The sequence below is a fragment of the Bacillus cereus group sp. N14 genome (assembly GCF_016483555.1).
Lineage (GTDB): Bacteria > Bacillota > Bacilli > Bacillales > Bacillaceae_G > Bacillus_A > Bacillus_A wiedmannii.
Genome location: NZ_JAEHBQ010000010.1, coordinates 1 through 18,598 on the forward strand (window position 1 = coordinate 1; position 18,598 = coordinate 18,598).

Here is an 18,598-nt window from a genome sequence, read left to right on the forward strand (position 1 = left end):
CGTGGGCTCGGAGATGTGTATAAGAGACAGGTTATATATTTTATAATTAGAAGATATTTATTTTTGGAGGTATTACCCATTGAAGAAATTATTTTTTAATAAATGGACAATCGTTATTTCTATTTTTATTATTACCTGTACGATTTTCTACACAACTAAAGATAAAAATAATAACGAAAAAACTACCGTAGAAACAATTGATACAAAAAGTTTTAAAACTAAATTACAACCAAAAATTGATGAATTAACTACAAATTATAATGACATCATCGAAAAAGATTGGTTGCCTACCTGGGAAGAGATTAACACGAACGGAGATTCAGTAGACAGAGATAAACTATTAGTCACAATGACTGCTATTTCCAAACAATATGAAAAAATCATGAACGAAATAGACACTGTGAAAATTAAAGAAAATATATCGGAAGTACAAATACAAGAACAACTAATTTATTTCACAACTGAATTTAAGACTGCTTCTAAATTTATGAAAAACGCAGCAAATTTAATTATAGATGGAGCAAATAACTCTACTCCATCCAATGAAACAATTGAAAATACTAAACACGCTTTAGGACTTGCGGACCAACATATTATCCTCGCTTTATCTACGTTAAATGAAGTTGAAATTAAATTAGGACTTGCAAAAAAATAAAACTGGTTACTATTTTAAAATAAAAAAAGATTGCAATTCATATTTTGTCTGTCTATAATGTTTTTATTGATTTACAATCAATGTTTTTATAAATTTTATAATTCGGATGAACCATTCAGGAGAAGGTCTATTGATCTACCGACGGGGCAAAAAGTTGCTGAATCAACTTTGAAACTCTCAGGTCTTGTTTACAAGTAGAACTGCATGGGGACGAATCTCTGGAGAGACTCCCTCTCGCTTTTATATAGCGCGGAGGAAAAAGAGCACCGAAGGAGCAAATCCGCTACTATAGCGGATAATCTCTCAGGTAAAAGGACAGAGACAAGCGAAAGAAAATGCCGATTTGTATCGGTTTATTTTTCTATCCCTTGTTTCTCCAGAGACCATTTCATTTACTTGAAGTGGTTTTTATTTTTTCATAAAAAGGAGAATACAGATGGAGACAGTAAGTACAGTATTAGAACAAATCAATCACTATGTGTGGGGATTACCAACGTTGTTGTTACTCGTTGGTACTGGTATCATTCTCACAGTGCGTTTAAAAGGGTTACAGTTTAGTAAACTATTATACGCTCACAAACTAGCTTTTAAAAAATCAGAAGATACATCTTCTTCTGGAGATATTAGCCACTTCCAAGCACTTATGACAGCTATGGCAGCAACGATTGGTATGGGGAATATAGCCGGTGTTGCAACTGCTGTAACGATCGGTGGACCCGGTGCAATCTTTTGGATGTGGATTACTGCTTTGTTCGGTATGGCAACAAAGTATGCCGAAGCAATTCTTGCGGTGAAATACCGTGTTAGTAATGAAAAGGGTGAATACTCAGGTGGACCAATGTACTATTTAGAACGTGGTTTAGGTAAGAAATGGCTTGCTGTTTTATTCGCTATATTCGGCACAACTGCTTCTTTCGGTATCGGTAATATGGTGCAATCTAACTCAGTTGCAGAGGCAATGCGAATTAATTTCTCTTTCCCTCCTGCTTTAACTGGTATATTCATGTCGTTTTTAATCGCCATTGTTATTTTAGGTGGTGTGAAAAAAATCGGGAAAGTGACAGGATATATCGTTCCTATTAAAGCTTTCTTTTATATCATTGCTGGGCTTATTATTATTTTCTATCACTACGATCAAATTCCAGAAGCATTCTCACTTATTTTTTCTGGCGCATTCAATGGGACTGCAGCTGCTGGTGGTTTTATTGGTGCAACAATTGCATCTGCAATTCAAATCGGAATGGCGCGCGGTGTATTTGCGAACGAAGCTGGTTTAGGGAGTGCCCCTATTGCAGCAGCTGCCGCAAAAACTGATTCACCTGCAAAGCAAGCTTTAGTTTCTATGACTGGTACTTTTCTAGATACGTTTATTGTATGTACAATTACAGGGCTAGTATTAATTACTACAGGTGCATGGAAATCAGGTAAAACTGGCGTTGAAGCGACAACACTTGCGTTCCAATCTGTATTTGGCACTGCTGGTAGTATGATTCTTGGTATCGCAATTATATTATTTGCCTACTCTACTATTTTAGGATGGTCGTATTACGGCGAGAAGTGCGTGGCTTATTTATTTGGAGAAGGTGCTGTTAAATATTATAAAGCGATCTTTATCGTCATGATTGCTATAGGTGCTAACTTAAAACTAGGTATCGTATGGACATTTGCTGATATTGCAAATGGACTTATGGCGATTCCAAACTTAATTGGCCTTATTGGGTTAAGTGGTATTGTTGTTGCTGAAACGAATCGCTTTTTACAAGCAGAGAAATTGAAAGAAAGTCATAAAAAACAGGCAAGTTAATCTAAAAAAAAGGAATGACTCATACATAATGAGCATTCCTTTTTTCGTTTTCTAACTCAGTAAGTATCATTAAAAATATATTTATATCAATCTTTCCCTTTTTTATTCCACTAAAAATTTTTCACATAAATGACATAAATCGTATGGTCTAACTATATAGTTGAAAAGGAATGCGACATTAAAGTGTCGCCGAAAAACTCATCCGAGAAAAGGGAGGAAAAATCTTTTGAAAAACAAAATCATTGTTTTCCTATCTGTTTTATCATTCATTATCGGTGGTTTCTTTTTTAACACAAATACTTCAAGTGCTGAAACATCATCTACTGATTACGTCCCTAACCAATTAATCGTTAAGTTCAAACAAAATGCCTCTTTAAGTAATGTTCAATCTTTTCACAAATCTGTCGGTGCTAACGTTTTATCTAAAGATGATACGTTAGGTTTTGAAGTCGTTCAATTTTCAAAAGGTACTGTCAAAGAAAAAATAAAAAGTTATAAAAATAATCCAGATGTGGAATATGCAGAACCGAATTATTACGTTCAGGCCTTTTGGACTCCGAACGACCCATTTTTTAAAAATCAATATGGATTGCAAAAAATTCAAGCTCCACAAGCTTGGGATAGTCAACGAAGTGATCCTGGTGTAAAAGTAGCTATTATTGATACAGGAGTTCAAGGTTCACACCCTGATTTAGCTTCGAAAGTAATTTACGGACATGATTATGTTGATAACGACAATACATCTGATGATGGTAATGGTCATGGTACGCATTGCGCTGGAATTACTGGAGCACTTACGAATAATAGTGTTGGAATTGCTGGTGTTGCCCCACAAACTTCAATTTATGCTGTCCGCGTATTAGATAATCAAGGGAGTGGTACTCTTGATGCTGTAGCGCAAGGGATTAGAGAAGCTGCTGATTCAGGTGCAAAAGTAATTAGTTTAAGCTTAGGCGCCCCAAATGGTGGGACTGCTTTACAACAAGCCGTTCAATATGCATGGAATAAAGGCTCTGTTATTGTTGCAGCTGCTGGAAATGCTGGAAATACAAAAGCTAATTACCCTGCTTATTACAACGAGGTGATTGCAGTTGCTTCTACAGATCAATCAGATAGAAAATCTTCATTTTCTACTTATGGTAGCTGGGTAGATGTTGCAGCACCAGGTTCAAATATATATTCCACATATAAAGGAAGCACGTATCAATCATTAAGTGGTACATCTATGGCAACACCTCATGTTGCAGGAGTCGCTGCTCTTTTAGCAAATCAAGGATATAGCAATACACAAATCCGCCAAATTATTGAGTCAACGTCTGATAAAATTAGTGGTACAGGTACGTATTGGAAAAACGGTAGAGTCAATGCATATAAAGCTATACAATACGCTAAGCAATTACAAGAAAATAAAGCCTCTTAAGAAATAATGTAAAACTTTAATCAGTCGATCTGCCATTAGTGCGGGATAAAACAGAAGGAGAGACTTTTACAATTAAAGGCTCTCCTTCTTACAAACTATATTACTCCCCCTCCTTCTGCACCATATGTAAATACAGTATAAAATCCATCATTGTCGACGGATGACCAAGTTGACGGATCATCGCTGTTATATTTCCTCTATGATATGTCCCATGATTTACAACATGTTGTACTAACTCTAAAATTGAAGTTTCTAATTTCCCTGCATATGGATTCTCGATAACAAATACAGCATTCACGTCTTGTATTGTAATTAAGAAGTCTTTATATTGATTTGCCATGTTTTCAAACATTTTTTCTAATTCATGTAACGATTTAGTTTCGATTTGTTTTCGTAGATTTTCTCGGTCTTGTATTGCTTCATTCATACTTTTACCATGCAATATGTGTAACCACACTTGATCTGTAATATAAATATGCGCAAAAGTATCCTTAATTGATGGAAATACACTCTGTATCTGTTCATTAAAAATAGTCTCATAGCTTGGTAATTCTTTTAGTCGATTGAATAACCGTATATTAGCCCAAGCATGGTAATCCACCTGTTTTAACATGTACTCTTTCAATCGAAATCGCCTCCTTATTGTATGAAACGAATGGTCTGTTTCTTCATTTCTGATTCTCTATCAGCCTTTACAATTCCTTTTTCTTCAATTTCACGTTTATCTATAGTTTTATAATTTACATACGTATGAAATTCCGTTTGAAATGGAAACGGTGTAATCCGAATTGTTTCCTCGTCCACCCATTCAGCTTGAATAGGTTTCTCCTCCTTACTATTAAACATTTCTGTTCCCTCAAAACCACCTTTAAATAAATCAATTTCATCTGTCTTGTCTACACCAGGTTTATTCATACATACATATAACGAAAGTTCATCACAAAACTTTAATAATTTATAATGTTTATCGAACATCGCAAACTGTTCTTTTGTTAACGTTTTCAAAATTCTTTTTTGTCGTTCTAATTCATGTTTATAAAAAGACATCATTTCTTCGTCTTCGTCATTTAATGGGAATGATAAAAAATGTTTACTACAAAGTAATGCTCCGTATGGATTCGAATCTTCAATTTCATTCAAACCAATCGTATAAAAAACAAAACGCAATGAACTTGGACAATCCATAAATGTATATGGAATATTTTTAGCATCATTCAAAATTGGTACTTTATCAAGTTCTATCCATCCTCTATCATGCTCATATATTGCGTCAATTGTCTCTTTTAAGTATGTTTCATCTTCAAAAAAATCTTCTTTTATATGCTTTGCAATCTCTCCAGCTAAAAAACCATGATCATGTTGACGAATTAATATACTTTCTTTCTCATTCTTTTCACGAAAAATCATTCATATACTCCCCCTCATCCTCATATTACAGCGTTTTCTATACATCAATTCTTAATTAATCCCTAATTATTAGCAGGGATTCAGTCTCTTACAACGAAATTAACATAACTATATAGTATTCTTTCTAACCATATAAATAGCTTTCTCTATACTATCCATTATACTAAAACATTCATTCTAAAAAACTTTTTATGAGGTGAAAACATGAACAAAACAGAATTAGTTAAAAACGTGGCACAATCCGCTGATATTTCTCAAAAGGAAGCTTCTGCAGCGGTACAATCCGTATTTGACACAATTGCTACTGCATTACAATCTGGCGATAAAGTTCAATTAATCGGCTTTGGAACTTTTGAAGTGCGCGAAAGATCTGCTCGTACAGGACGTAATCCACAAACTGGCGAAGAAATTCAAATCGCTGCTGGTAAAGTTCCAGCATTTAAAGCGGGTAAAGAGTTAAAAGAAGCTGTGAAATAAATAAGAAACCAGCCATTTTATAGGCTGGTTTCTTATTTTCTATTTAAGCAGATTTTTTATATTCTCTGCATGATATACTTCACAAATATAAAATATGCATTTGCAATTACTTACAATTTGATATTTTCTAGTTGGATACACATTCGCCGTAACAGAGCATCCATCAAACAATTCAATAATATTCCCAGATGGCTGATATCCTTCGTATAATACGTTTCTTCTTACTTCCATCTTTTCTATAAGTTTTTCAACTGGAATATTTCCACTCTCTAATTCACTCTTAATTGTATTTGGTAAAAACGAAGTGTCCGCAAAAATTAGATTCTCAGATAACACTTTTCCTTTATAACTAACATTGGATACACGGTAAAGAAATGTCCCGTTTATATCAAAGAAATTCTTTGCTTCTTTCGGGATGTACTGTCTATCAAGTACCTCTTGTTCGAGAACATCAAACTGAACTGTATCATTCAAAAGCTTTTCTAAGGCATGAATAGATGATGTATCTCCAGAAAATAAAATATTTTTAATTGCTTGTACATTATAAGTGAATTCATTTGTTCTATTTTCCGCTACTAACATGAGGAACACCTCTTCTATAAGATTTTTTATTTAACTTATTTATAATTTAAAAGCGCTACTGCATCTAACTGTGTGATTTCAGTTACTTCTTTACTAAATATTGCAATTGAAGCCATATAATCTACACTAGGCCTTATATCTGCCATCATTGTATTTTCTACTAATTCTTGCCTATCCTTAAAAACTAACAAATTTGGAGGATCATTTGGAGCTGATACAGTAATACCTACTGGTGAAATCATTAGTCCTTCACCTGTCGCTTTTAGTACCGCTTCTTTTCGAGTCCAATATGTTAAAAAACCTTCTATTTTCTGTTCATTAGGTAACTTCATAACTTGTGCTATTTCAATGTCTGTTAATACGCCCTCTGCCATTTTCATAACATCTACATTTGGATTCATTTGTTCAACATCAACGCCTACAGGTGCAGACTTTGTAAATGCAACAACAACCCACTCACCCGAATGTGAAACAGATATTTGTGGCATTCCTTTTGGTAATTGCGGTCTGCCATGCTGTAACTTACATACTGGGCACATCCTATCAATTGGCACTTGAACTGGTAACATAGAAAGTATTTTACCAAGAACTAACCTACTAATTACACAACCTATTATAAATCGTGCACGATCTGCCGAATAATGATATGAATTTGCTTTCTCTCGTTCAACATCGTTTAGTAAATTGTAATGCCATGATTGTAAATCTGAAATTCTTGCCCACCATATTTGACAATCATTCTCAGTCAAAGTTGGAATAGAATCTACAACTTTACTTTCTATCATGTAAACTCTCCTTTATACAATGAATATCAATTTTCATTAAAAAAGCTTACGTAAATTGTTATTCATTGACAAGTACTTTCTCTTTTTTTGATACAGATAACATTTTTTCTTTCTTCTTTGACATTACTTCTTTATCAGAAATACGTAAAGAAAATAGTAATGCTACGAGTAAAAATATTGCTGATCCAATTAATGCAGCTTGATATGGTAAGAAATCTGACTGAGCATTATTTTGTACACTATTATTTCCAAAACCGGCTAGTATACTAGCTAAAACTGCAACTCCTATCGCTGAACCTAATCGATTTTGCACATTAAATATAGTCGTAGCTCTCCCCATAGAAGGTGGCGTGATATTATTAAATGCCGAAAATTGAACTGCTCCAACAGACTGACCTAAGAAAATACCGATACCAAACAATAATGCCCGAATTTGCCATGGGTTCGTATCGTGATTTACAAAACTTAATAAAACAAAAATAATCGCCGTACAAATTAATCCAATAGAAATTACCTTTCGAGCTCCTAATTTCTTATATGACCATGGCACAATCTGTGACGATATCATTAACCCAATCGCCTCTGGGAATGTCGTAAGACCTGATTCCAATGCGGAAACTCCTATTACATTTTGATACATAAGTGGAAAAACAAATAACATTCCTAGTAAACCAGCGGATGAAAACAATGAAATAAGGCTCATTTTTCTAAAGACTGGTTCTTTTAATAAGCGTAAATCTAACATCGGTTGCTTTACTCTAAGTTCTACAATGATAAACAATGTAATGAATACAATCCCAGCTATTCCAGTACTTATAATTTCTGAAGAACCCCAGCCTTTTGACGGCCCTTGACTAAGTGCATAGATAAGCATCGCGAATCCTGGTGCTGAAAGAATAAAACCGAGAGAATCAAAGCGACCAGCTGATTTTTCAATATGCTCTTTTAAAAATAATAGACCGAATAGTAACGCTACGATTCCAAACGGTAAATTAATATAAAATGCCCAGCGCCAAGACATTTGATCTACAAAGAAACCGCCAATAATTGGTCCTACTGCCGGTGCGACAGCAATTGGTAACACAATAAACCGTGAAATTTTCGGCCTTTCCTCTGGTGAAAATGTTCGGAATAACATCGCCATCCCAACTGGCGTTAAAAGCCCCCCGCCAGCACCTTGAATGATACGAAAAATATTCAATGAAGTAATATCGTTCGCTATTCCACATAATGCAGACGCAGTTGTAAATACGAAAAGAGCGGTTAGAAATACTCTTTTCGTACCGAAGCGATCTCCTAACCAACCAGAAATCGGAAGGAAAACAGCTAAGCTAACTAAATACCCAACATTAACCGTCCCCATTGCAGATGGTGGCACTTGTAATTCTTTACTTATCGTTTGCAGTGCTACATTCACAATCGTTGCATCCATCGCAGCCATAAACATCGCTGTTATATATACGATACTTACAACTACTTTTGGATTTATTTTTGCCTTCATTATCGTTTTCCTACTAATATTTTTTCGCCAACTTGATTACTTTTTGGATTCAAATCTTTCCAATTATTTTCAACATATTGTAAACAATCATTCCTACTAGCCTCTTCATGTACGACATTCCAACCAATAGGTACATCAAGAAAGACAGGCCAGAGCGAATACTGGCCCTCCTCATTTTTTAGTACTTTATATGTGTAATTATCATTTTCAAATGGATTCGTCATACTGTACTTACCCCTTTCTTATTCTGCAAATATTTCGCTAACACTTGTCCAATTTCTGTAAGTGGTCCTGGTTGACATAAATCTTTATGTCTACAATCAATATTGTGTTGCACAATTTGCCCATCTAAATAATTTAGCCACGTATTTGGAGAGATAGGATCAAACCAGTCTGGTATAACAGTAGATCTAAAGAATAAAATATCTCCGTTATAAACTTTCGGTACATATTTCCCTAACAATCCTACCGAATTTACATATGTTTCTTTCAAGTTCAAAATAGTCTCTTCTTCAAGACTTGCTAATGCACTTCCATCTTTACGAAGTATTTCTACTGCACTTTCCATCGTAAGTGGTTTACCATCCATGTTATCTGGATCGTATCCGCCTAAAGCAAGTAATGCGATTAATGCTTCTTCTTCAGTAGGTGCTTCCGTATTTGGTAAGAAGTGACCTGGATAAGAATCCAGCATAACGAGTAATTCTACTTCTTCCCCTTCACTTTGTAGTTGCGCCGCCATTGCATGAACAACATTTCCTCCGAGCGACCAACCGAGTAACCGATATGGTCCGTGAGGCTGTACTTCACGAACGTGTTTTAAATAATCCGATGCCATCTCCTCTAAACTTTTTGGAAGTTCTTCATTTTTAGCGATACCACGTGCTTGGACACCGTAGATTGGATAATCTGTTCCTAAAGATTTCATAAGTCCTGCATAGCACCAACTTAATCCACCTGCTGGGTGTACACAAAATAGTGGTAATTGGTCTCCGCTTGCTCGTAATGGAAGTAACACATCAAGTGCACTTTGTCCATTTCCCACCTCAAGTCTTTCAGCAAGACCTGCAACAGTAGGTGCTGCAAATAAAGTTCCGATATTTAGTTCAACCCCAAGTGCTTCTTTAATACGACTCATAAGCTGCACTGCAAGAAGTGAATGGCCACCTAGATCAAAGAATCCGTCATCAATTCCAATTTGCGGCACACTTAAAACTTCTGTAAACAAGTCACATAACATTTCTTCTTGCGGTGTTCTTGGTCCACGACTAGAAGATGATACGATAAATTCTGGAGCCGGCAATGCCTTTCTATCTAATTTACCATTTGGGGTTAAAGGCAACTCATTTACTACTACAAAAGCGTACGGAACCATGTAATCTGGTAAACTACCTCCAGCATACTTACGCATTTCATTCGTATCAATTATTTCATTATTTGATGGGACGATATAAGAAACTAACCGTTTATCCCCTGGTTGATCTTCCCGTACAATAACGGCTACTTGCTCAACTTTAGGGTGTTTCATTATGACCGCTTCTATTTCCCCTAATTCAATTCGGAATCCACGAATTTTTATTTGGTGATCTGCACGCCCTATATAATCTAGCGTCCCATCTTTACGCCAACGAGCTAAGTCTCCTGTACGATACATTCTTGTACCTGGCTTACCAAATGGATCTGCGATAAAACGCTCAGCAGTTAAACCTGCTCTTCCTAAATAACCACGAGCAAGCCCTGCACCTGCAACATACATTTCTCCAACTACTCCAGGTGGCACTGGTTGTAAATAGTTGTCTAATACGTATACTTTAAGGTCAGGTATACTGCACCCAATTAAACTATTCGCTCGTAACGAAACGATATTCTCATCTAACTCAATATAACTAACATGTACTGTCGTCTCCGTTATACCGTACATATTAATAAGCTTTGGTGCGTTATGAAGATGTCGACTATACCAATCTTCTAATCGACTTAGCTCAAGTGCTTCTCCTCCAAAAACGACATATCGTAATGATAATTTTTGACCAATCTCTTCATTTTCACGATCTACTTGTATCAATTGATAGAACGCTGATGGAGTTTGATTTAAAACAGTAACCTTTTCCTTAACAAGAAGTTGTAAAAATTCTTTCGGCGAGCGACTTACAGTATGTGGTACTACGACTAGACGCCCTCCATATAATAAAGGGCCCCAAATTTCCCAAACCGAGAAATCAAAAGCATATGAATGGAACATCGTCCAAACATCTTCTGCGTCAAATTGGAACCAATGATCAGTTGCTCCTAAAAGTCTTACTACGTTTTGATGAGGTATCATAACGCCTTTCGGTCTACCTGTTGAGCCTGACGTATAAATAACGTAAGCAATATGTGAAGGAGATAATGGCTTCATGCGCTCCATTTCATCAATATTATCTTCACTATACTTCTCAATTTCTTTTATTGTCTTCACATCATCAACTAAAATTTTCAGTTCCTCATCACATTCAATTTCCACATCTGAATTTGTTAACACACATGATGGTTTCGCATCGTGGAGCATAAATGAAATACGATCTGACGGATAATCCGGATCTAATGGAAGATAACCTGCTCCCGCTTTCAGAACAGCTAGTAAGCTTACAACCATATTTAAAGATCTCGGCATTGCTAAAGCAACGAGTTGATCAGGACCAACTCCTTTTGCAATTAGCAATCGAGCTATTTTATTCGCTTTTTTATTCAACTCTTCATAAGTTAACTTTTCATCTTCAAAGACGACAGCAATAGAATTCGGATTTATATAAACCTGCTTTTCAAATAATTGTGACAATGTCATTTCTGGTACAATTTGAAAACCACCATTCCACTTTTCTAGCACTGTATTTCTCTCTGCTAATGTTAAAATTTCTAATGTGCCAATTGATTGATCCGGATGTTTCGCTGCATCATCCAATAACAGAATGAATCGTTCTACTAATTGTTGAACCGTTTCACGTTTATACAAATCGGTACTAAACTCTAGTAACCCCTGTAAGCCGTCTGGCGTACCATGAACTCCGTTACTCTCGCTAATTTCAAATGTTAGATCAAACTTCGCAGAGCCCACACTTTGGATTTCAAGGTCTGCTTTAATATCTGGAGCATCAAATGTTGCTTCTGGCGTATTTTGGAAAGCTAACATAACTTGAAACAGCGGATGACTATTTCGAGTACGTACTGGGTTTAACACTTCAACGAGTCGTTCAAATGGAACATCTTGATTTTCATAAGCTGCAAGATTTGACTGCTTCACTCTATTCAATAATTCTTTAAAACTTGGATCTCCTGATGTATTTGTGCGTAACACTAATGTATTTACAAATAAACCAACTATGTCAGAGAGTGCATCATCGTTTCTTCCAGCAATCGGACTACCGATTGGTATATCAGTACCTGCACCTAATCTTGTAAATAACGCACTAAGTCCTGCTTGCAACACCATAAACAAACTAACTCCGTTTTTCCGTGCAAGCTCTACTAACCTACTATGCATACCCGCATCTATTTGAAAATGAATTGTTTCTCCGCGATAACTCGTTTCAATTGGACGCTGGTAATCTGTAGGTAACTCCAGCTGATCTGGTAAACCTTCTAGCTCTTTCTTCCAAAACTCTAATTGTGTTGAAATAAGACTCTCTTCTGTAGTTTCATCACCAAGCAACTGTTGTTGCCAAAGTGCATAATCTGCGTATTGAACTGGAAGTGTCTCTAGCTGAACTCTGTTACCTTGACATCGTGCTTTATATGCCGCTGTAAAATCTCTCGTTAACGGTTGTAATGACCAGCCATCCCCTACAATATGGTGCAATAGAATTAGTAATACATGTTCGTTTTCATTCACTGTAAATAGTTGCAGACGAACTGCTGGTTCAACATCAAGGTTAAAACTATATCTTACCGCCTCTACCAACACACTTTCTAATTCATCTTTACATGTTTTTGTTATTATCATTTCTAGATTTAAATTTTCCATATCTAAAATTTTCTGATAGGAACTACCTAATACGTTAGGGAAAATCGTTCTAAGCGTTTCATGCTTCTCAACTACATCATAAAAGGCACCTTGCAATGCTTCCTCGTTCAACTTTCCAGAAATACGAACGACTAATGGAATATTATAAGTAGGACTTGGACCTTCTAAACAATTTAAGAACCATAACCTGCGCTGTGCAAATGAAAGTGGAACTTCATTTGGTCTACTTACTTTCTTAATAGCTGGTCTTGCAGTTTTTGCTTGATCCAATTGTTTCGCAAGTTCAGCAACAGTTGGCGATTCAAATAGTTTTCCTATTCCTAATTCAACACTTAACGTTTCACGAATTCTTGCCATTAGACGAGATGCAAGAAGCGAATGGCCACCCATTTCAAAGAAATTATCATCAATGCTAATGTGAGAAACACCAAGTACTTCTGCAAATAAATCACATAATATTTCTTCTTTCGGATTTCTAGCAACTCTCTCCTTGTTCATTTCATTAAAATCAGGAGCAGGTAATTTCTTTCTATCAACCTTACCATTTGGCGTTAATGGTAATTCTTCTAGCACAACAAATGCCGATGGTACCATATAATTCGCTAAACTTTCTGAAACATAAGAACGAATTTCTGAAAGGTTAATCCCTTCATCCCCTTCGGCAACGATATACGCAATGATTCGTTTATCATTTGGGCGATCTTCTCGTACTATTACTACCGCTTGTTGAATATAGTCATGTCGTTGTAATACCATTTCAATTTCAGCTAATTCAATTCGGAAACCACGAATTTTAATTTGATGATCTGCGCGGCTCATGTACTCTAACACACCATCGTTACGCCATTTCACAAGATCACCTGTGCGGTACATGCGCTTCCCTGGTTTTCCATAAGGATCTGCAACAAACCGTTCAGCCGTTAACTCTGGTTTTCCTAAATAGCCGTTCGCAAGTCCTTCTCCTGCAATATATAGTTCGCCAATTACTCCAGGTGGTACTGGTTGTAATCCTGCATCTAATACATACACATCTGTACTCCAAATCGGTTTTCCAATAGGGGGTATACCAATTTCATTTTCGTCGATGTTCTTGAAAGTAGACCAAATAGTCGTTTCAGTAGGTCCATATAAGTTTGTAATAGAGCAACCTAATTCTTTTAATATATTTGCTAAATGGGCCGGAAGCGCTTCACCACCAACGAGCACTTTTAGCCCTTGTAGCCTTTCTGGATATTCAGTTACTAACGCCTGCCATAACGTCGGTGTAGCTTGCATAATTGTTACTCTTTCTTCTTGTAACAATGCCGTTAACGCAGAAGGTTCTTGGATTACCTCTTTTTGTGCGATTGTTATACTTGCACCACTAATAAGAGGTAAATAAATTTCTAGTGCAGAAATATCAAAAGCAAACGTTGTAACTGCTACTAAATGATCGTTTTCGTTTAGTGAAAACATATCGTCCATAGCCAATAAAAAGTTACTTAAAGCTTTCATAGGAACAATTACACCTTTTGGATTTCCGGTTGAGCCTGAAGTATAAATTGTATACGCAGGCTTTAAAAGTGATTCTTCATTTCTAAATGGTAGATTCCTATGAGAATATGCTTTTAATGCTAGTTCTGTTTCTTCTCGATCTAATTCGATTTTTTTTATATCATTTTCTATAACTAAAGTAGATGAAACAGATGAATGTGTGATGATATAAATTGGTTTTGCATCATTTACTATATAATTTATTCGCTCAGCTGGATATTCTGGATCTATCGGTAAATACGCTGCACCAGCCTTTAAAACTGCTAGCATACTAACTACCATTTCTATTGACCTTGGAAATACTAAAGCTACAAACTGATTTGGCCCTATTCCTTCTTCTACTAAATAGTGCGCTAGTTCATTCGCCCGTTCATTTAGCTCTTTATACGTAAGGTCTACTCCGTTACACGTAACCGCTATTTTATTTGGATTTTTTTGTACTTGTTTTTCAAATAATAAAGGTAGAGTGATTAAATCCTCAGCTTCCTTAGTTTCATTCCATTCGAATAAAACTTTATGATTTTCTTCAGGAAGAGTAATGTTTATATTTCCAATCGACACGTCTTTTTGATAATCATTTATCACTAATTCTAATACATTCATAAACCTCTCTTTATGCAATGCTAGTTCCGAATCACTATATACCTCCGGGTTCGCATCAAAATGAATCATTAACTCATTTTCATCGAAACGTTTATAAACATTTATCGATAAATCATCGACAGGTCCTGCTGATAAATTATGTGTAATACCACGATTCCCAGCAAAATTAAGCCCATAATCAAAAGGCATCACATTCACTAACGGCCCGAATAACCTTTGATTTTCACCTAGTAACTTTAAGTCTCTTCTTAATTCCTCATGACGGTATTTATGATGACGACGTACTTCTCGAATCTCTTTAGAAACTTGCTGTAATAATTCCGCAAGAGTTATATTTGGAGTTACAGTGAGACGAAGTGGTGCTAAATTCATTACCATACTCGGTGTATAAATAGATGCAGAACCTAGTCGCCCCATCATCGGTAAACCTAAAACAATATCATTTGCACCTGTTAATTTATGCATATAAATACTTGTTACAGCGACAATAAATTCCGGCCAATTTGTTAACGAAATATTAATATCTTCTAGTAAAGTTTTCGTACTCGAACTGGATAAATAAGCTGTTTCTCGTAAAAATCCATTTGATGTTCTTGGCGCTCGTTCTGCTAAACTTATGGCATCCGGTTCATCTGCAAACTTTTCTAACCAAAAAATACGATCTTCCTGAAATTGTTTAGACTCACGATACTCCATATCTTCTTGTACAATTTTTGCAAGAGAACCAAATGGCTTTTCATTCTTTCTTGTTTCTTCTATAAGTGATGTATACTCTTTCGCTACCTTTTGGCTAAGAAGTGAAAATCCATAGCCATCCATCACAATGTGATGGATGCGCTGATACCAAAAGAAACGATTATTTTCAACTTGAATAAGTGCTTCAGTAAATAATGTATCTGTTTTCAAATCGACTGGCATAGATAAATCATTTTTCATCCATATTTTAGCAGCTTCTTCAGAATCTTCTTCTTTACGAACGTCAATAAAATGCATATGAAAATTTGACGATTTCTCAATAACTTGCCACGGGCCAATTTCATCCTCTTCGAAACGAACATGTAGTGCTTCTGCTTCCATTACAACTTTACGTACTGCTAATTCGAAAATTTCTTGATTAATATTTCCGTTTATTTCAACATATTCCCCAGTATTATAAATCGGATTAAGCGGATCTAATTGTTGTGCAAACCACATACCAGTCTGCGCAGATGATAACGAATGACGAACCTTTTGACTATTAGGCATTCTTTACTACCCCTTTATTATGTAGTCTATTTGTTACAGCACCTGTGCTGTCTGTGAAGATAGTAAACTGTACCAATCGGAAACAGTTGGACGTTCTGCTAAATCTGCAAAAGTTATTTCTTTCCCTTCGCGACGCCACTTCTCTACTAAACTCATAATTCTGACCGAATCAAGTCCTCTATTTAGTAAGTCCTCATCAATATCAATACTCTCTACTGGCTCACGAAGTAGTTGTGCAACTAGTTCATGCACTTCCTGTAAAGTGATTCCTTCACTCTCATCACTTTTTACACTTTGTAAATCTTTTAACAGTAAGTTTGTTGATGTCGTTACTGCACATCTATTAGATGCATACTCCAATGCTTGTTTATGATGGTCTAATGAAAAATCAGCAACTGCATCTGCTACAAAAAATGGCTCTATACCATCCATAAATGCTTCGCAAGCTGTTAAAAGGCAGCCGATATGCGCATAAATACCGCAAATAATAAGTTGATCTCTTCCCTGTTCATTTAAAATTTCTAATAGATTTGTCTTTTTAAATGCACTATATCTCCATTTTGTTAAGAATATATCATCCTCATCAGGAGTAAGTTCACCGACAATTTTCTTTTTATCTGGTCCAGCAGGAATACCGTCCCCCCAGAAATCTTGTAATAACCCTCGTTGTTCTAACGTTTGTCCACCTGGTTGTGCTGTATAAACAACTGGTATACCAAGTTCCTTACATTTTTCTCTTATCACCTTAATATTTGAAATAAGTTCTACTTTTGGTGATTCTTTATCGCTATATGCATCAAGAAAATATTCTTGCATGTCATGGATTAGAAGAACCGCACGTTTCGGATCTGGTTTCCAGTTCACTTTATTTTTTGGTAGTTCTGATTCAACTGGCATTTTGTATACTGAAATAGATGGGATAGCCATCTAATCACTTCCTTCCAATTTTTATATTTATTATCGTTTTACCTTAATAAGTTTTTCCACAATGACTTTACGTAACTCTTTTTTGCTTACCTTTCCAACACCTGTTTGCGGGAATGAATCAATAAATTCAATTCGATCTGGAATCTTATAAGCCGCTATACCCCGTTCTCTTAAAAACATTTTTAATTCACTTACTGTCGGAGCTTGTCCACGAGCTATTACAAATGCGCAAGTACGTTCTCCTAAATAATCATCAGGCATTGATACAATGGCTACATCATGTACTGCATCGTGTGCTAATAGATGATTTTCAACTTCTTCCGCAGCAACTTTCTCACCACCACGGTTAATTTGATCTTTATCCCTACCTTCTACAATGATGTAACCTTGTTCATTTACTTTTACAAGATCACCTGTGCGATAAAATCCATCCTTTGTAAATGATCGTGCATTATGCTCTTCTACTTTATAATAGCCACGAATTGTATATGGCCCTCTTGTTAACAAACTACCTACTTCACCAGGTTTTACATCGTTATCATTTTCATCAACGACCCTTACTTCATCGAATGTAGACATCGGTCTCCCTTGCGTATGAATGATGATTTCTTCAGGATCATTTAATCTTGTGTAATTTACTAACCCTTCTGCCATACCGAACACTTGCTGTAACGTACATCCAAATGTAGGGTGTATACGCTTTGCAACCTCAGCGCTAAACTTAGCACCACCTACTTGAATCACTTCTAAGCTCGATAAATCGTTATTACGAGAAGAAGCTGCATCAAGCCAAATCATTGCTAATGGTGGAACTAGAGCAGTAATCGTAACTTTTTCTTTTTCTATAAGAGCAAATGCCTCATCTGGGCTACCACCAGTTGCTAACACTACTTTTCCACCCGCATAGAAAGTTCCAAATGTCCCTGGAGAACTCATCGGGTAATTGTGCGCTACTGGAAGAACTGCCATATAGACGCTATCCGTATTCAAATTACAAATTTCAGCGCTAACACGTAAACTATAAATATAGTCATCATGTGTTCTAGGAATTAATTTAGAAAGCCCTGTTGTCCCTCCAGACAATTGGAGAAACGCAACATCACTTGGCTGAACTTCTGGTAATGGAACGGGATCTATATACAGATCACTTATGTTCACAAATTCTTCTTCTTCTCCCACTACAATTACATGTTGTAAAGTTGGCACTTTCACTTTTACTTCTCTTGCTAGTTTTCGATAATCAAAGCCGAGAGCCTTATCTGAAATAACGTAAGCACTCGCCTCACCAAACTCACAAAAATAACTAATTTCACTGCTTCGATGTGAAGGTAGTGCAAAAATAGGAAGTGCTCCAATTCGAAATAGCGCAAAGCATATTTCGAAAAACTCGATAATGTTGGGTAACTGTATTACAACTCGATCCTCTTGCTTTATTCCTAAATTCAGTAAACCTGAAGCTAAGCGATCTACTTTTTTATCAAGCTCACTATACGTCATATGCATATTACCACTTACAACTGCAATTTCATCTCCATACTTTTCAGCACGTTCTCTTAACAACGAACCAAATGTTTCTCCAAGCCAACATCCTTCTTCTCGATAACGATTTGCAAATTCTTCTGGCCATTCCGTGAAACCTGATAACATTATTTCTTCCCC

The 18,598-nt window shown here is 36.1% G+C and carries 13 protein-coding genes and 1 riboswitch; of the genes, 4 read left to right on the top strand and 9 right to left on the bottom strand.

Going from position 1 to position 18,598, the window contains the following annotated elements; genetic code table 11:
- Nucleotides 1-79 precede the first annotated feature (79 nt).
- The 3 genes from JDS82_RS15515 (at nucleotide 80) to JDS82_RS15525 (ending at nucleotide 3,879) form a co-directional block, all read left to right on the top strand.
- Nucleotides 80-655 (top strand): hypothetical protein, encoded by a 576-nt coding sequence (locus tag JDS82_RS15515; protein ID WP_199713548.1) that lies wholly within the window; start codon nucleotides 80-82, stop codon nucleotides 653-655.
- Between the two features lie 208 nt (nucleotides 656-863).
- A riboswitch (glycine riboswitch) is annotated at nucleotides 864-984 on the top strand.
- A gap of 107 nt (nucleotides 985-1,091) precedes the next feature.
- Nucleotides 1,092-2,459 (top strand): alanine/glycine:cation symporter family protein, encoded by a 1,368-nt coding sequence (locus JDS82_RS15520; protein ID WP_048563066.1) that lies wholly within the window; start codon nucleotides 1,092-1,094, stop codon nucleotides 2,457-2,459.
- Between the two features lie 226 nt (nucleotides 2,460-2,685).
- A complete protein-coding gene (locus tag JDS82_RS15525; RefSeq protein ID WP_048563067.1) occupies nucleotides 2,686-3,879 on the top strand; it encodes a S8 family peptidase in 1,194 nt (397 codons plus the stop codon).
- A 100-nt stretch (nucleotides 3,880-3,979) separates the two neighbouring features.
- Here JDS82_RS15525 and JDS82_RS15530 read toward each other — a convergent pair whose 3' ends face one another.
- Nucleotides 3,980-4,504 carry a DinB family protein gene (locus JDS82_RS15530; protein ID WP_088112940.1) on the bottom strand — a complete coding sequence of 175 codons (525 nt, stop codon included), beginning with the start codon at nucleotides 4,502-4,504 and terminating at the stop codon, nucleotides 3,980-3,982.
- 14 nt (nucleotides 4,505-4,518) lie between these two features.
- A complete protein-coding gene (locus JDS82_RS15535) occupies nucleotides 4,519-5,286 on the bottom strand; it encodes a DUF3891 family protein (RefSeq protein ID WP_048563069.1) in 768 nt (255 codons plus the stop codon).
- Between the two features lie 204 nt (nucleotides 5,287-5,490).
- Here JDS82_RS15535 and JDS82_RS15540 point away from each other — a divergent pair, with 204 nt between their 5' ends.
- A complete protein-coding gene (locus tag JDS82_RS15540) occupies nucleotides 5,491-5,763 on the top strand; it encodes an HU family DNA-binding protein (protein WP_001043960.1) in 273 nt (90 codons plus the stop codon).
- A 39-nt stretch (nucleotides 5,764-5,802) separates the two neighbouring features.
- Here the strand turns inward: JDS82_RS15540 and JDS82_RS15545 are convergent, their stop codons facing one another.
- From JDS82_RS15545 to JDS82_RS15575, 7 genes are read right to left on the bottom strand one after another with little or no spacing between them, the layout of a single operon-like run.
- Nucleotides 5,803-6,345, bottom strand: coding sequence for a hypothetical protein (locus JDS82_RS15545; protein WP_061672458.1), 543 nt, complete (start codon nucleotides 6,343-6,345; stop codon nucleotides 5,803-5,805).
- A gap of 35 nt (nucleotides 6,346-6,380) precedes the next feature.
- Nucleotides 6,381-7,130 (bottom strand): 4'-phosphopantetheinyl transferase Sfp, encoded by a 750-nt coding sequence (gene sfp, locus JDS82_RS15550; RefSeq protein ID WP_061672457.1) that lies wholly within the window; start codon nucleotides 7,128-7,130, stop codon nucleotides 6,381-6,383.
- Nucleotides 7,131-7,188: 58 nt separating this feature from the next.
- Nucleotides 7,189-8,631 carry an MDR family MFS transporter gene (locus JDS82_RS15555; RefSeq protein ID WP_199713549.1) on the bottom strand — a complete coding sequence of 481 codons (1,443 nt, stop codon included), beginning with the start codon at nucleotides 8,629-8,631 and terminating at the stop codon, nucleotides 7,189-7,191.
- Nucleotides 8,631-8,855, bottom strand: a complete 225-nt coding sequence (locus JDS82_RS15560) for an MbtH family protein (protein WP_000184070.1) — start codon at nucleotides 8,853-8,855, stop codon at nucleotides 8,631-8,633. Before JDS82_RS15560 ends, JDS82_RS15555 begins: the two co-directional genes overlap by 1 nt.
- Nucleotides 8,852-16,012 (bottom strand): amino acid adenylation domain-containing protein, encoded by a 7,161-nt coding sequence (locus JDS82_RS15565; RefSeq protein ID WP_199713550.1) that lies wholly within the window; start codon nucleotides 16,010-16,012, stop codon nucleotides 8,852-8,854. Before JDS82_RS15565 ends, JDS82_RS15560 begins: the two co-directional genes overlap by 4 nt.
- A gap of 33 nt (nucleotides 16,013-16,045) precedes the next feature.
- The gene (locus JDS82_RS15570; RefSeq protein WP_001007289.1) at nucleotides 16,046-16,939 is read right to left on the bottom strand and encodes an isochorismatase family protein; all 894 of its coding nucleotides are present in this window, start codon (nucleotides 16,937-16,939) and stop codon (nucleotides 16,046-16,048) included.
- Nucleotides 16,940-16,969: 30 nt separating this feature from the next.
- A complete protein-coding gene (locus JDS82_RS15575) occupies nucleotides 16,970-18,586 on the bottom strand; it encodes a (2,3-dihydroxybenzoyl)adenylate synthase (protein WP_199713551.1) in 1,617 nt (538 codons plus the stop codon).
- Nucleotides 18,587-18,598 lie beyond the last annotated feature (12 nt).

Coding starts and splice junctions, on each gene's coding strand:
- JDS82_RS15565 (WP_199713550.1), bottom strand. CDS start 16,012: ATGCCTAATAGTCAAAAGGTTCGTCATTCGTTATCATCTGCGCAGACT.
- JDS82_RS15575 (WP_199713551.1), bottom strand. CDS start 18,586: ATGTTATCAGGTTTCACGGAATGGCCAGAAGAATTTGCAAATCGTTAT.
- JDS82_RS15570 (WP_001007289.1), bottom strand. CDS start 16,939: ATGGCTATCCCATCTATTTCAGTATACAAAATGCCAGTTGAATCAGAA.
- JDS82_RS15545 (WP_061672458.1), bottom strand. CDS start 6,345: ATGTTAGTAGCGGAAAATAGAACAAATGAATTCACTTATAATGTACAA.
- JDS82_RS15540 (WP_001043960.1), top strand. CDS start 5,491: ATGAACAAAACAGAATTAGTTAAAAACGTGGCACAATCCGCTGATATT.
- JDS82_RS15555 (WP_199713549.1), bottom strand. CDS start 8,631: ATGAAGGCAAAAATAAATCCAAAAGTAGTTGTAAGTATCGTATATATA.
- JDS82_RS15535 (WP_048563069.1), bottom strand. CDS start 5,286: ATGATTTTTCGTGAAAAGAATGAGAAAGAAAGTATATTAATTCGTCAA.
- sfp (WP_061672457.1), bottom strand. CDS start 7,130: ATGATAGAAAGTAAAGTTGTAGATTCTATTCCAACTTTGACTGAGAAT.
- JDS82_RS15560 (WP_000184070.1), bottom strand. CDS start 8,855: ATGACGAATCCATTTGAAAATGATAATTACACATATAAAGTACTAAAA.
- JDS82_RS15520 (WP_048563066.1), top strand. CDS start 1,092: ATGGAGACAGTAAGTACAGTATTAGAACAAATCAATCACTATGTGTGG.